The organism is Kineococcus sp. NBC_00420 (assembly GCF_036021035.1).
GTDB lineage: Bacteria > Actinomycetota > Actinomycetes > Actinomycetales > Kineococcaceae > Kineococcus.
In genome coordinates, this window is the sequence record NZ_CP107930.1 from 2,309,842 (window position 1) to 2,323,157 (window position 13,316).

17 protein-coding genes are annotated in these 13,316 nt (G+C 71.8%); 11 read left to right on the top strand and 6 right to left on the bottom strand.

What is annotated here, in order from left to right; translation table 11 throughout:
• The first annotated feature begins 10 nt into the window (after positions 1–10).
• From OG218_RS11280 to OG218_RS11290, 3 genes are all read left to right on the top strand, one after another.
• Positions 11–469, top strand: a complete 459-nt coding sequence (locus tag OG218_RS11280; protein WP_328293314.1) for an ankyrin repeat domain-containing protein — start codon at positions 11–13, stop codon at positions 467–469.
• Between the two features lie 67 nt (positions 470–536).
• Positions 537–1,889, top strand: a complete 1,353-nt coding sequence (locus tag OG218_RS11285; RefSeq protein ID WP_328293315.1) for a TrkH family potassium uptake protein — start codon at positions 537–539, stop codon at positions 1,887–1,889.
• Positions 1,882–2,562 (top strand): potassium channel family protein, encoded by a 681-nt coding sequence (locus OG218_RS11290; RefSeq protein WP_328293316.1) that lies wholly within the window; start codon positions 1,882–1,884, stop codon positions 2,560–2,562. Before OG218_RS11285 ends, OG218_RS11290 begins: the two co-directional genes overlap by 8 nt.
• On the opposite strand, the gene OG218_RS11295 is transcribed toward OG218_RS11290, so the two are convergent.
• Entirely contained in the window at positions 2,545–2,730 is a 186-nt protein-coding gene (locus tag OG218_RS11295; RefSeq protein WP_328293317.1) for a hypothetical protein, read from the bottom strand. The two genes, OG218_RS11290 and OG218_RS11295, sit on opposite strands and share 18 nt — an antisense overlap.
• A gap of 92 nt (positions 2,731–2,822) precedes the next feature.
• On the opposite strand from OG218_RS11295, the gene OG218_RS11300 reads away from it, so the two are divergent.
• The 3 genes from OG218_RS11300 (at position 2,823) to OG218_RS11310 (ending at position 5,281) form a co-directional block, all read left to right on the top strand.
• Positions 2,823–3,272 carry a MarR family winged helix-turn-helix transcriptional regulator gene (locus tag OG218_RS11300; protein ID WP_328293318.1) on the top strand — a complete coding sequence of 150 codons (450 nt, stop codon included), beginning with the start codon at positions 2,823–2,825 and terminating at the stop codon, positions 3,270–3,272.
• A gap of 20 nt (positions 3,273–3,292) precedes the next feature.
• Positions 3,293–4,531, top strand: a complete 1,239-nt coding sequence (locus tag OG218_RS11305; protein ID WP_328293319.1) for an MFS transporter — start codon at positions 3,293–3,295, stop codon at positions 4,529–4,531.
• A 72-nt stretch (positions 4,532–4,603) separates the two neighbouring features.
• Positions 4,604–5,281 (top strand): thymidine kinase, encoded by a 678-nt coding sequence (locus tag OG218_RS11310; RefSeq protein ID WP_328293320.1) that lies wholly within the window; start codon positions 4,604–4,606, stop codon positions 5,279–5,281.
• Here the strand turns inward: OG218_RS11310 and OG218_RS11315 are convergent.
• Positions 5,269–5,748, bottom strand: a complete 480-nt coding sequence (locus tag OG218_RS11315) for a MarR family winged helix-turn-helix transcriptional regulator (RefSeq protein ID WP_328293321.1) — start codon at positions 5,746–5,748, stop codon at positions 5,269–5,271. The genes OG218_RS11310 and OG218_RS11315 overlap by 13 nt on opposite strands.
• A 162-nt stretch (positions 5,749–5,910) precedes the next feature.
• Between OG218_RS11315 and OG218_RS11320 the strand changes: the two genes are divergently transcribed.
• Together OG218_RS11320 and OG218_RS11325 are read left to right on the top strand one after the other, a co-directional pair.
• Positions 5,911–6,156 (top strand): DUF2630 family protein, encoded by a 246-nt coding sequence (locus tag OG218_RS11320; protein WP_328293322.1) that lies wholly within the window; start codon positions 5,911–5,913, stop codon positions 6,154–6,156.
• Positions 6,157–6,209: 53 nt separating this feature from the next.
• Complete coding sequence (locus tag OG218_RS11325) at positions 6,210–6,968, top strand: SDR family oxidoreductase (RefSeq protein WP_328293323.1); 759 nt, start codon at positions 6,210–6,212, stop codon at positions 6,966–6,968.
• A gap of 9 nt (positions 6,969–6,977) precedes the next feature.
• On the opposite strand, the gene OG218_RS11330 is transcribed toward OG218_RS11325, so the two are convergent.
• Positions 6,978–7,637 (bottom strand): TetR/AcrR family transcriptional regulator, encoded by a 660-nt coding sequence (locus OG218_RS11330; RefSeq protein WP_328293324.1) that lies wholly within the window; start codon positions 7,635–7,637, stop codon positions 6,978–6,980.
• Positions 7,638–7,738: 101 nt separating this feature from the next.
• Here OG218_RS11330 and OG218_RS11335 point away from each other — a divergent pair, with 101 nt between their 5' ends.
• Positions 7,739–9,307 (top strand): MFS transporter, encoded by a 1,569-nt coding sequence (locus OG218_RS11335; protein ID WP_328293325.1) that lies wholly within the window; start codon positions 7,739–7,741, stop codon positions 9,305–9,307.
• A gap of 9 nt (positions 9,308–9,316) precedes the next feature.
• Here the strand turns inward: OG218_RS11335 and OG218_RS11340 are convergent, their stop codons facing one another.
• Positions 9,317–9,811, bottom strand: a complete 495-nt coding sequence (locus OG218_RS11340; RefSeq protein ID WP_328293326.1) for a pyridoxamine 5'-phosphate oxidase family protein — start codon at positions 9,809–9,811, stop codon at positions 9,317–9,319.
• Between the two features lie 181 nt (positions 9,812–9,992).
• On the opposite strand from OG218_RS11340, the gene OG218_RS11345 reads away from it, so the two are divergent.
• Together OG218_RS11345 and OG218_RS11350 are read left to right on the top strand one after the other, a co-directional pair.
• Complete coding sequence (locus tag OG218_RS11345) at positions 9,993–10,595, top strand: ClpP family protease (RefSeq protein WP_328293327.1); 603 nt, start codon at positions 9,993–9,995, stop codon at positions 10,593–10,595.
• A 1-nt stretch (position 10,596) separates the two neighbouring features.
• Positions 10,597–11,208 carry an ATP-dependent Clp protease proteolytic subunit gene (locus OG218_RS11350; protein WP_328293328.1) on the top strand — a complete coding sequence of 204 codons (612 nt, stop codon included), beginning with the start codon at positions 10,597–10,599 and terminating at the stop codon, positions 11,206–11,208.
• A gap of 10 nt (positions 11,209–11,218) precedes the next feature.
• On the opposite strand, the gene OG218_RS11355 is transcribed toward OG218_RS11350, so the two are convergent.
• Both OG218_RS11355 and OG218_RS11360 read right to left on the bottom strand, forming a co-directional pair.
• Entirely contained in the window at positions 11,219–11,575 is a 357-nt protein-coding gene (locus tag OG218_RS11355) for a helix-turn-helix domain-containing protein (protein ID WP_328293329.1), read from the bottom strand.
• Between the two features lie 107 nt (positions 11,576–11,682).
• Entirely contained in the window at positions 11,683–13,236 is a 1,554-nt protein-coding gene (locus tag OG218_RS11360) for a methyl-accepting chemotaxis protein (RefSeq protein WP_328293330.1), read from the bottom strand.
• Positions 13,237–13,316: the final 80 nt, after the last annotated feature.

Here is a 13,316-nt window from a genome sequence, read left to right on the forward strand (position 1 = left end):
CCCTCGTGGCGTGACGGAGCGCCGTGAGGAGACCCCCGCCGGGCCACCCCGGACCGACCCGGTCGGACCGGCCGACGAGGGCGAGGAACGAGCCCTCGAACTCGCACACCGCGTCTTCGAGCACGCCCGCAACGGCCGGGCCCGGGAGCTGTGCGGGTACCTCGACCTCGGCATCCCCGTGAACTCGACCGACAGCGAGGGCAACTCCCTGGTCATGCTCGCCGCCTACCACGGGCACCCGCGCACCGTGATCGCGCTGCTCGAACGCGGCGCCGACCCCGACCGGGTGAACGCCCGCGACCAGACCCCGCTGGCCGGCGCCGTCTTCAAGGGCGAACGCGACGTCGTCGCCGCCCTCGTGGCCGCCGACGCCGACCCCTACCTCGGAACGCCCAACGCCCTCGAATCGGCGCGGTTCTTCGGCCGAGCCGACATCCTGGAACTGCTCGAGGTGCCCGGCGAGGACTAGGACCTGGGTAGCCTGACCCGGTCGACGCGCCCGCGTCGTGCGATCGACGCAAGCGGAGGCCCTGCCGGTGGACGCCAGTTCCCCGCGTCGACCGCGCATCATGCGCCACCCGGCCCAGGTCGTGGCACTGGCCTTCGCGGCCGTCGCCTCGGTCGGCACGGTCCTGCTGCTGATCCCCGTCTCCCGGCGCGGTGAGGGCGGCGCGACGCTCGTCGAAGCGCTGTTCACCGCCATCAGCGCGCTCTGCGTGACCGGCCACGTCGTCGTCGACACCCGGGAGCACTGGTCGAACGTCGGGCTCGTCGTCATCCTCGCCCTCGCCCAGATCGGCGGGTTCGGCATCATGACGTCCGCCTCGCTGCTGGGCGTCTTCGCCTCGCGCCGCCTCGGGCTGCGCTCGCGCCTGCTGACGGCGACGGAGTCGCGCGGGCTGGACCTCGGCGACGTGCGGACGGTCCTGCTCGGCGTCGTGCGGGTCTCGGTGGCACTGGAACTCCTGACCGCCGTCGTCCTGTCCGCGCGGTTGTTCCTCGGCTACGGGCGGCCCTTCTCCTCGGCGTTGTGGGAGGGGACGTTCCTGGCGATCTCGTCCTTCAACAACGCGGGGTTCGTGCTGCGCGGGAACAGCATGACCGACTTCGTGAGCGACCCGTGGATGTGCCTGCCGGTGGTCGTCGCCTCGTTCCTGGGCGGGCTCGGCTTCCCCGTCCTGCTCGAGCTCAGACGGCAGTTCCGGTTGCCGCGGCGCTGGTCGCTGCACACGAAGCTGACCCTCGCGACGACCGTCCCGCTGCTGGTGCTCGGCACGTTGTTCCTCACCGTCAACGAGTGGCACAACCCCGCGACGCTGGGCCCGCTGGACTGGTGGGCCCGCCCGCTGGCCGGGCTGTTCCAGGCCTCGGCGACCCGCAGCTCGGGGTTCAACTCCGTCGACATCACCCAGCTGAACGGGGGTTCGTGGCTCGTCATGGACGTCCTGATGTTCATCGGCGGTGGGTCCGCGAGCACGGCCGGTGGCATCAAGGTGACGACGTTCGCGCTGCTCGCGGTGGCCGTGTACGCGGAGGCCCGCGGCGAGCCCACGGTCAGCATCTTCGCCCGTCGCGTCCCCGACCGGGTGGTGCGCCAGGCCCTCACCGTCGCCCTGGTGTCCGTCGCGGTGGTCGTCGTCGCGACCACCCTCCTGGTCGAGATGACCCGTGCGCCGCTGGACATGGTCGTCTTCGAGGTCGTGTCCTCGTTCGCCACCGTCGGGCTCTCCTCGGGGTTGCTGGTCCAGCTCCCCGACTCCGGACAGGTCATCCTGGCGTTGTTGATGTTCATCGGCCGGCTCGGGCCGATCACCCTCGGCGCAGCCCTCGCGCTGCGCGAACGGACCCGCATGTACGAGTACCCCGAAGGGAGACCGATCATTGGCTAAGCGCTCGGCTCTGGCGAGTCCCCGTTCCGTCGTCGTCATCGGCCTCGGCCGGTTCGGACGGTCCCTCGCACTGGAGCTCATGGAGGACGGTCGGGTTGACGTGCTCGGCATCGACAACGACCCGGCCCTCGTCGACGAGCTCGCGAGTTCGCTGACCCACGCCGTCGTCGCGGACTCCACCAAGGAGGAGGCGCTGCGGCAGTTGTCGGTGCAGGAGTTCGACCGGGCCGTCGTGGGCATCGGGACGAACCTCGAGGCGAGCATCCTCACCGTGTCGCTGCTGCTGCAGTTCGGGATCCGGAACGTGTGGGCGAAGGCGATCAGCGAGTCCCACGCCCGGATCCTCACGCAGCTCGGGGCCCACAAGGTGATCCGCCCCGAGCACGAGATGGGGTTGCGGGTCGCCCACCTGGTGCGCGGCCGGATGCTCGACTACATCGAGTTCGACGACGGCTTCGCCATGGTCAAGACGACCCCGCCGGCGCCGATCGTGGGCAAGAGCCTCGGTCAGGTGAGGTTGCGCAGCACCTACCGCGTGACGGTCGTCGCGCACCACTCCCCCGGCACGGGGTTCACCTACGCCACCCCGGAGACCGTCCTCGCCGCCGAGGACGTGATCATCGTCTCCGGGCAGATCCGCGACGTGGAGGCGTTCTCAGCGCTCTCCGGCTGAGTCGTCGGGGGTCTCCTCGTCGGGCCCCCGGCGCTCGACGCCGGGCAGCCGGCGCCGTTCGGGCTCGCCCCGCTCGACGCGGGTCAGGTCGATGAGACTGCGCCGGTCGTCCCGACGGCGTCGTTGGGCGTCCTCGTCGGTCTGCTCGACCGGCTGATCGTCACTCACCGGACAAGCTCACCACGCTGTGTGCTCGCGTGTCACCTCACCCGCCCCGTTCCCGGGTCGACGACCCACCGAGAACGACATATAGTGTCCCTATGCAACTACGTGAGGACCTGGCCCAGCGCCTGCTCCTCGCCTGCGCGGACCTGACCCGCGCGGTGACCGCGGCCGCCGACGACACCCGCCTCTCCCTCACCCAGGCCCGGGTCCTCGGCAACCTCGACCGGCACGGCCCGCTGCGCGTCAGCCGCCTCGCCGAGCTCGAGCACTGCGCCCAGCCGAGCATGACCGGCCTCGTCGGTCGCCTCGCCACCGCGGGCTTCGCGAGCCGCAGCACCGACCCCGACGACGCCCGGGCGGTGCTCGTCGCCGTGACCCCCGCCGGCCGCGACGAACTCGCGCGGCACCGGGTCCTGCTCCGCGAACCCCTCGTCCGCGCCGTCGGGGACCGCGGCCCCGACGACCTCACCGAACTCGCCCGCGTCACCGAACTCCTCGAGGGGCTCTCGGGGTCGGTCCGCGCAGGCGTCCCCGCACCCCGCTGACACCACCTGGAAGGATTCCCGTGTCGTCCTCCGACACCGATGTGAAACCCGGACTGCTGAAGCAGCCCATCGCGGTCTGGGCCGTCGCCTTCGCCGCCGTCGTCTCCTTCATGGGCATCGGTCTCGTCGACCCGATCCTGCCGGCCATCGCCGGTCAACTCGGCGCCACCAAGGCCCAGACGCTGCTGCTGTTCACGTCCTACCTGGGCATCACCGGTCTCGCGATGCTGCTCACCGGGTGGGTCTCCAGCCGGTTCGGGGCCAAGAAGACCCTCATGACCGGCCTCGTCCTCATCGTCGTCTTCGCAGCTCTCGCAGGGTCTTCCGGTTCCATCGGCGAGATCGTCGGGTTCCGTGCGGGCTGGGGGCTGGGGAACTCGCTGTTCATCGCGACCGCCCTGGCCACCATCGTCGGCGCGGCCAGCGGCGGGATGGCGAACGCGATCATCCTCTACGAGGCGGCGCTCGGGCTCGGCATCGCGACCGGTCCGCTGGTCGGTGGCCTGCTCGGTGAGGTGTCCTGGCGCGGACCGTTCTTCGGCACCGCCGTCCTGATGGCCATCGCCTTCGTCGCCATCGTCACCCTGCTCCCCGCCACCCCGAAACCCGCCGTCAAGGTGTCGATCACCGACCCGATCCGGGCGCTGGGCCACAAGGGCCTGCGGACGGTCGCGTCGATGGCGTTCCTCTACAACTTCGGGTTCTTCACCCTGCTCGCCTACACCCCGTTCGCCCTCGAGATCTCCTCACCCATCCGGCTGGGGCTGGTGTTCTTCGGGTGGGGCCTCTGCCTGGCGATCGCCTCGGTGGCCATCGCCCCACGCTTGCAGCGCCGGTTCGGGACGGTCCCCGTGGTGACGGCGATGCTCGCGCTGTTCGCGGTCGTCCTGCTGCTCGAGGCCGTGTTCGTCCACGACAAGGCCGTCCTGGTGGTCGGGACGATCGTCGCCGGGCTCTTCCTCGGCGTGAACAACACCATCGTCACCGAGCTGGTCATGGAGGTCTCGCCGGTCCCGCGCTCGACGGCGTCGGCCGCCTACTCCTTCGTCCGGTTCATCGGCGGCGCCATCGCCGCCTGGGCCGCGGGTGAGCTCGGCGAGGTCTTCACCGACTGGTCCCCCTTCGTCCTCGGCGGCGTCGGCGTCCTCGTCGGGCTGGTCGTGCTGCAGAGCGGGCGTCACCACCTCGTCGTCGTGCACGACGACCCCGCCCCGCACACCCCCGCCGAGGCCCAGGCCGTCACCGCCGGCGACGCCTGACGCCCCACCTCACGCGCCCCACCCGTCCCAGCGGAACGGGTGGGGCGCGGTGGTGCGGCAAGATGGCCCCTCGTGGCTGAACTGGTGTTCTTCTCGGGAACGATGGACTGCGGGAAGTCGACGCTGGCGCTGCAGACGGATCACAACCACCGCGTCCAGGGGCGTCGAGGACTGCTCTTCACGCGCTTCGACCGGGCGGGGACCGCGACGATCTCCAGCCGGATCGGTCTCGCGCGGCCGGCTCTCGAGGTCGGGGAGACCACCGACCTGTGGGCCGAGGTGAGCCGCCGGCACGCCGAGGAACCCCTCGACTACGTGGTCTGCGACGAGGCCCAGTTCTACGACCCGGAGCAGGTCGAGCAGCTCGCGCGCCTCGTCGACGACCTCGACATCGAGGTCTTCGCGTTCGGGATCACCGCCGACTTCCGCACCAGGCTCTTCCCCGGCTCGGCCCGCTTCATCGAGCTCGCCGACCGGGTGCAGGTCCCGCAGGTCGAGGCCTTGTGCTGGTGCGGGCGACGGGCCACCCACAACGCACGGACGGTCGACGGGGTCATGGTCGTGGCCGGCGAGCAGGTCGTCGTCGGCGACGTCGTCAACGGGGGTCACCCCGAGGGGACCCTCGACGTGGGCGACGTGGGAACCGTCGAGTACGAGGTCCTCTGCCGCCGCCACCACGGCCGACGTCAGACGAAGGCGCACCGGCCGGTGACGGTGGACGTGCGGGAGACGCAGCCTCAGCCCTCGTAACCGAGCGCCGTGGCGTCGGGGACGTCGACGTCGCCGGCGGCCGCCGCGAACCGGGCGAACCCGTCGCGCACGACGGCCCGGTCCTCCGCGCCGAGACGCCCGAGGACCTCCTCGAACTCCGTGCGCCGCCGGTCCAGCACCTGCCCCACGAGCACGCGCGCCTTGTCCGTCGGCGCGACCAGGACCTCGCGGCGGGTGTCCGGGTTGTCCTCGCGGGTCACCCAGCCGGCCGTGACCAGCCGGTCGACGGCGCGGGTGAACGTCGAGGGGTGGACGCCGATCGCCGCCGCGATCGCACCGCTGCGCAACGGCCCGCGGCTGCAGATGAGCACCAGCACGCGGTACTGCTGCAGCGTCAGGGACTCGAGGGCGTCGGCCAGCGAACGCACGCTGATGCTCACGACCGCCCGGGACCCCGCGAGCACGGCGTCGACGTCCTCGTCGACCAGCTGATCAGGTGACTGCACGCGTGGATGCTAGTAGTTCCGCACGTCCGCGCGAGGGGAGTTGGCCCAGCTGGTCCGTGGTCCACCGCGTCGACCAGGGCTGACCCCGTGCCCGTCCGCGTGCGGGGCTCGCGATCGCGACGCCGAGGCGGGATGATCTCCTCCGACCGAGAGGAGACCCCTGTGAACGAGCACGACATCCACGTCAAGATCAACGACCTCGTCGCCGAGGAGCACCGGTTGCGGCAGGCGCTGCAGTCCGGGGAACTGACCGCCGCCGAGGAGCACGCGCAGCTGAAGGCCGCCGAGGAGGCCCTCGACCAGTGCTGGGACCTGCTGCGCCAGCGTGACGCCCGTCGCCACGCCGGGGAGAGCCCCGACGCGGCCGAGGCCCGGCCGGTCAGCGAGGTCGAGCACTACCAGCAGTGACTCGCGCGGAAACCCCTTGCCCGCGGGTGGGGGGTTTCCGCCACAGTGACCGGGTGGCCCAGCGACCGGTGGTTCTCGTGACGGGTGTCGGACGACGGGTGGGCATCGGGGCGGGGATCGCCGGGCGCCTCGCCGCAGACGGGTGGGACGTGGCGACCAGCCACTGGACCGCCTACGACGATCGGATGCCCTGGGGCCGCCGGGAGGACGATCCCGACGAGGTCCACACGGAGCTGCGCGCGCACGGCGCCACGACGGTGGCCGTCGAGGCCGACCTGAGCCGGCCCGAGGCACCCGCGGAACTCTTCGACGCGGCCGAGTCCGCGCTGGGGCCGGTGACGGCTCTGGTCATGGCGCACTGCGAGTCGGTGGACTCCTCGATCCTCGACACCACCGTGGAGAGCTTCGACCGGCACGTCGCCGTCAACGCCCGCGCGGTGTGGTTGCTCGTCGCGGAGTTCGCCCGTCGCTACCGGGGAGAGCCCGGCGCGGGCCGGATCGTGGCCCTCACCAGCGACCACACCGTGCACAACCTGCCCTACGGCGCGAGCAAGGGTGCGCTGGACCGGATCGTGCTCGCCGCCGCCCGGGAACTGCAGGACCTGCGGATCACGGCGAACGTCGTGAACCCCGGACCGGTCGACACCGGCTGGATGGACGAGGGGTTGCGGGCCAGTGTCCTCGAGCGGAACCCGCTGGGCCGCAACGGTACCCCGCGAGACACCGCCAACCTCGTGTCGTTCCTGCTCTCCGAGCAGGGCGGGTGGATGAACGCGCAGCTGCTGTTCTCCGACGGCGGCTGGAAGGCCTGAGCGCACGGTCTAGCGTCGCGGCCGCAGGGTCATCGCCTCGTGGAACTCCTCCTCCGACAGCGGCGCTCCGGGCAGCTGGTGGGGGCGGTCGCGGGCGGGGGCGAGTCCGTCGAGCAGGACGCCCAGGGTCCGTCGCCAGTGCTCGGGGCTCACGGTGCCGCCGATCTGGGCCGCCGCCTGGACGGCGTGCAGCAGGGTGGCGACGTCGGTCCCCGCGACGTCTGGTCGCAGGACCCCGGCCTCGCGGCAGCGCGCGGTCAGCCGGTCGACCAGCGGCCCGAGCTCGGCGCGGGCGAGGGCGACCCCGACCCGACCGTGCGCGGGAGAGAGGACCGCGTCGCGCAGGCCCCGGTCGGCGGCCATCCGGGAACTCGCCGCCTCCAGGTAGGTGACCAGACCGTCCCACGGGTCCTCTGCGGCACAGGCGGTCTCGGCGAGACCGACGAGCGCGCGGATGCGGTCCTCGAACAGCGCCTCGACCAGGGCGTCCTTGTCGGCGAAGCGCCGGTACACGGTGGCCACCCCGAGACCCGCGTGGTGGGCGACGTCGTCGAGGGTGGCGGCGAGTCCGCGCTCGGCGAAGACCTCGACGGCCGCTTCGAGCGTGCGCCGGAGGTTGCGTTCCGCGTCGCGGCGCAGCGGTCGCTGGAGCGTGTCGTCGGTGTCCACGGCCGCATCCTACGCCGAAGCGGAGGTGTGTTCTCCCTTTTCGCTGGTACCCTCGACGCGAAGCGGAGAAGTCGTCTCCGCTGAGTTGGAGGAACCCCAGGATGAGCAGTACCGAGCAGGGTCGCCACCTCGCGCGACCGGACGCGACGACCGCGGACGGAGCGCGGACCCCCCGTCCCCGCACGCCCGGCGACGGCGCGCACGTGGCCGTGACCGCGGCCCCCGGCAAGGCGCAGTGGATCGTGCTGGCGGTCCTGTCGCTCGCCCAGCTGATGGTCGTCCTCGACGCGACCATCGTGAACATCGCGCTCCCGACCGCGCAGCAGGCCCTCGGGTTCTCCGACGAGAACCGCCAGTGGGTGGTGACCTCCTACGCGCTGGCGTTCGGCAGCCTCCTCCTGCTGGGCGGTCGGCTGTCCGACCTCGTCGGGCGCAAACCCATGTTCCTCGTCGGGCTCGTCGGGTTCGGGCTCGCCTCGGCCCTCGGCGGTGCCGCCCAGGGCTTCGGCCTGCTCATCGTGGCCCGCGCCCTCCAGGGCGCGTTCGGGGCGATGCTCGCCCCCGCCGCCCTGTCGCTGCTGACCACCACCTTCACCGACCCCGCCGCCCGCACCAAGGCGTTCGGCATCTTCGGCGGTGTCTCCGGCGCCGGCGGTGGCATCGGCCTGCTCCTCGGCGGGGTCCTCACCGAGCACCTGTCCTGGCGCTGGTGCCTCTACATCAACGTCGTCCTCGCCGTCGTCGCGGTGATCGCGGGCGCGCTGCTGCTCAAGCACGAGAAGTCCCCCGACCGTCCTGTCCTGGACTGGGCCGGAACGGTCCTCGCGATCCTGGGCCTCGTCGGGGTCGTCTACGGCCTGGCCGGTGCGGAGTCGAACGGCTGGGCCGCGCCGTCCACCTGGGGTTTCCTCACCGCCGGGGTCGTGCTGCTCGCCGTGTTCTGCTGGTGGCAGTCCCGCGCGGAACACCCGCTGCTGCCGTTGCGCGTCGTCCTCGACCGCGACCGCGGCGGGGCGCTCATCGGGATCGCCGTCGTCGGCGCGGGGATGTTCGGCATCTTCCTGTTCCTGACCTACTACATGACCTCGACGCTGGGGTACTCCCCCGTGCAGACCGGCCTGGGGTTCCTGCCGATGATCGCGGCGATCTCCGTCGCCGCGGGCGTCGTGGGTTCGGTGCTCATGCCGCGCTTCGGGCCGAAACCCCTGACCCCGACGGGCCTGCTGCTCGCCGCGCTCGGGATGGTCTGGCTGACCGGGATCGACGTGGACTCCGCCTACGCCTCGGCGATCCTGCCGGGGTTGCTCGTGACCGGGCTCGGTCTGGGTTTCGTGTTCGCCTCGGCCATGGCGACGGCGACCCTGGGCATCCAGGCCTCCGACGCGGGCGTCGGCTCGGCGATGGCCAACACGTCCCAGCAGATCGGTGGTTCGATCGGGACCGCCCTGCTGTCCGCCTTCGCCGGCAGCGCCGCGTCGAACTGGTTGAGCGAGAACGTCACCGGTGCCCCGACGGCGGCGGACGCGGCGCACGCCGCCGTCGCGAGCTACCACACGGCGTTCTGGTGGTCGGCGGGCTTCTTCGCCGTCGGCGCCGTCGTGACCGTGCTGCTACTGCGCCGCGGCGCTCCCTCGATCGACCCCGACGCAGCACCGGTCATCGCCCACTGACCCCGTCGCTCAGAGCTCGACGGTCTCGTTCTCCCCGCCGGAGTACGGCTGACCGGTCACCTTGGCCTTGGCGAAGCTGACGAGCGAGGCGATGCGACCACCGGGCGTGTCCCAGTACTCGGCCGACTCCCCCGTGACGTGGAGGAGGACGACGTCCGCGTCCTCCTTCCCGTCGGGGAACCACGCCTCGACGACCGCGTTCCACAGGTCGGCCTTGCGGGCGGGGTCGACCACCAGCATCCCCTTCCCGGTCAGCGACACCCAGCTGCTGTCGGTGGCGACGGTGACGTTCACCAGGGGGTTGCGGGCCAGCTGCTCGAACTTCCGGGACGTGCGCTCGGCGAAGAACCACAGGTCCCCGTCGAAGTCGACCTGCTGGACGGCCATGGGACGGCTGATCGGCCTCCCGTCCAGGTCGCTCGTGGTGAGGAAGGCGGTGCGGCTGCCCTTGAGCAACTTCGCGACGGTGCTGACGTCCTGCGGGACGGACGGCTGATCGGACACGGTGGACCTCCAGGTCGAAGGGCCCCACCGTCCTCCCCCGGCGCTCACCCCGCACGCCGAACGGCACCCGCACCACCCCCACCGCGTTCGCCGGTGGTGGATCTCCTCCCGGCAGAAAACCCTTCCCGCACGACCGGGGCGGGCCGACGGTGGAGTCATCCACTCACCGAGGGAGGCACCGATGAGCACGACCACCCTGGCCGGCCCGTTCGACGACCAGTTGTCCCAACGCCTGCTGTTCCAACGCATCGTGGTCCTGGGGCAGGAGGTCGACGACGCGATCGCGAACCGCGTCGCCGCGCAGCTCCTGCTGCTGTCGGCCGACGACCCGAAGAGCGACATCGCGCTGTACGTCAACTCCCCCGGGGGCTCGATCAGCGCCGGGCTCGCGATCTACGACACCATGCGGTTGATCCCCAACGACGTCTCGACGCTGGTGATGGGGATGGCCGCCAGCATGGGGCAGTTCCTGCTCTGCGCGGGGACCGCCGGCAAGCGCTACGCCCTGCCGCACGCGCGGGTCATGATGCACCAGCCCTCGGGCGGGATCGGCGGCACCGCGGCCGACATCGCGATCCAGGCCGAGAACCTCGCCCACACCAAGGCCACGATGCAGCGCCTCATCGCCGAGCACACCGGTCAGGACGTCGAGACGATCGAGCTCGACTCCCAGCGCGACCGGTGGTTCACCGCCGAGGAGGCCCGGCGGTACGGGATGGTCGACCACGTCGTCACGGGGGTCACCGACGTCCGGCTGGGCAGCGCCCGGAAGGTGGGGCTGTGACATGGCTGCGCAGATGAGCTACCCGATCCCCTACGTCGTCGAGACCACCGCCCGCGGGGAACGCACCTCCGACGTGTTCAGCCGGTTGCTGTCGGACCGGATCGTGTTCCTGCACGGCGAGATCGACGACGGGGTCGCGAACGTCGTCATCGCCCAGCTGGTGCACCTCGCCTCGGAGTCGCCGACGGCGGAGATCAACCTCTACATCAACTCCCCCGGCGGTTCCGCGACGGCGTTGATGGCGATCTACGACACCGTGCAGTTCGTCCAGCCGGACGTGGCGACGTTCTGCGTCGGGCAGGCGGCGTCGGCCGCCGCGGTGCTGCTGGCCGCCGGCGCTCCTGGGAAGCGCTCGGTGCTGGAGCACTCGCGGGTCCTGCTGCACCAACCGTCGGGCGGTGCGCAGGGAACGGCCGCGGACCTGCAGATCCAGGCGAAGGAGGTGCTGCGGATCCGCTCGGAGATCGAGGAGGTCCTCGCGCGGCACACCGGTCACCCGGTCGAGCGGCTGCGCGCCGACCTCGACCGCGACCTCGTCCTGCCGGGCGCCGCGGCCGTCGCCTACGGCGTCGCCGACCGGGTGATCACCCCGCCCCCGGCGCTGCCCGCGTGAGAGCGGTTCGTCAGGCGACGAGGGAGAGGGAGACCGTGGGCGCGGTGGACGCGGGGGCGAAGGCCGTCGCGCTCGTCACGTCGGTGACGTAGGAACCGGTGCGCTGCAGCAGTTCCGCGAGCGGGAGTTCCAGGGCCGAGCAGATCGCGGCCAGCACCTCCGAGGAGGGTTCCTTGCGCCCGCGCTCGACCTCGGAGAGGTGCGGCAGCGACACCCTGGCCCTGACCGCGACGTCGGAGAGCGTGCGGTGCTGCTCCAGCCGTTCGGTGCGCAGGACCACGCCGATCGCGTGACGCAGCAGCGGATCCGGGCGACGACGGACCCGGTCACGGGACGCACGGGTCGGGACCAGGGTCAGCTTCGGCACGGGAACCTCCAGGCGAGGGAACCCTCGTGAAGCTACGCCCGGAGTTGGGGCCGCCGCGCTGCTGTCCGCTCAGGGCGGACAGCAGCGCGGCGGGTTCTGGGGGTGCGTCAGCGACGCTCGTAGACCGTCGCCATCTCGACCTGCTCGTCGATGACGTCGGAGATGCGGGCCTGGACGGTGTCGAGCTCGCGGATGATCGCCGCGGTCTCGTTGATGCCGCTGGACACCGCGTTGCTCGAGGCCTGGATCCCGGCGATCTGCTGCGCGACCCGCTGGGTGGCGTCCGCCGTCTCCCGCGCCAGGTCCTTGACCTCGCTGGCGACGACGGCGAAACCGCGGCCGAGCTCACCGGCACGGGCGGCCTCGATGGTCGCGTTGAGCGCGAGGAGGTTCGTCTGGTCGGCGATGGCGGAGATGATCTTGATGACCTCCCCCACGGCGGCCGAGGCCTGGGTGAGGGCGTCGACCTCACCGGTCATGTTCGAGGCCTGCCCGACGGCGGCGTCGGCGACCCGGCCGGCGTCCGTGACGGCGTCGCGCAACCGGGAGACGGTGTCCAGCAGCGCCGCCGAGGACGCCGCGTCGTTCTCCGAACGGCGCAGGACGTCGAGGCGTTGGGACACCAGCTGCTGCACGTTGCGCAGCGCCGAGGAGCGGGACTCGGAGAGGTCGATGACGTCGGTGGTGAAGAAGTCCATCGTCCCCACGACCTGCCCCTCGGACACGATCGGGAAGCAGACCCCGGACTTCACCCCGGCACGCTGCGCCGCGGGGGCCCGCACGCAGTCGGTCATCTCGGCGAGGTCGCGGACGAAGACGAGGTCACGGGCCCGCCAGGCACGACCGGAGAGGCCGACCCCCTCGGCGAAGCTCGCGGACAGGGTGACCCGGCGGAACTCCTCGCCGGCCGAACCCGACTCCACCTGGAACTTGAGGGTGTTGCTGGCGGGGTCGAGCGCCCAGTAGGACCCGTAGGCCCAGCCGAAGGCCTCGCGCACCGTCTCCAGCGCCCGGCGCAGCGCGCCGTCCTGGTTGCGGGCGTCACCGACGCTGGACACGACGGACGTGACGGCGGCCCGGTCGTTGAGGGTCTCCTGCAGGCCTGCGGTGTCGAGCGCGCGCCGACGGGCGTGCGCAGCGACGCGGGCGATGGCCCGCCACTTCTCGGCGCGGCCGCCGAAGAACGGCAGCTCGTTGTAGGAGTAGTACTCCTGCAGGCCGATGACCCGGCCGTCCTCGACGATGGGGACCTTGGCGCCGCTGCCCGCCCCGGCCGCGTGGGCCAGGTGCCAGCGCGGGGAGTTCAGGGCGTCCGGGGTGGCGTCGCACTGCACCGGTTCGCGCGTCGAGATGGCCCGACCGCCGCAGCCCTCCCCCGGCGTGATCAACGTCGAGCGGGACCCGGCGAGGGCGGGGGCCAGCGAACCCACCTCACCGGCGAGGCGGAACCGGCCGTCGGGACCCGGCACCCAGATCGCTCCGTAGCAGAGGTCCAGCGCCTCGACGAGCGCCCGGACGCAGGCCAGCTGCGCCTCGAGCTCGGTGGTGATGCCGGAGTCGAGGGCCGCGAGGACCGCCTCCAGCGCCTCGACGTCGCGGGGCATCGGACCGGTGAAGACCGCGCCGCCGGCCGAGACCGAGCCCTTCTTGCGTCCGAACACGTCGGTCCCCCCCGAATCACGAAGCTTCTAGAAGCACTGCTCCCATCTCATCGGCCGAACGGGTGGCGGGCTTGAGGTGC

Bases quoted from the DNA above. Each gene is read 5' to 3' on its own strand.
- OG218_RS11300 (WP_328293318.1), top strand. From the start codon at position 2,823: ATGCAACTACGTGAGGACCTGGCCCAGCGCCTGCTCCTCGCCTGCGCG.
- OG218_RS11335 (WP_328293325.1), top strand. From the start codon at position 7,739: ATGAGCAGTACCGAGCAGGGTCGCCACCTCGCGCGACCGGACGCGACG.
- OG218_RS11345 (WP_328293327.1), top strand. From the start codon at position 9,993: ATGAGCACGACCACCCTGGCCGGCCCGTTCGACGACCAGTTGTCCCAA.
- OG218_RS11350 (WP_328293328.1), top strand. From the start codon at position 10,597: ATGGCTGCGCAGATGAGCTACCCGATCCCCTACGTCGTCGAGACCACC.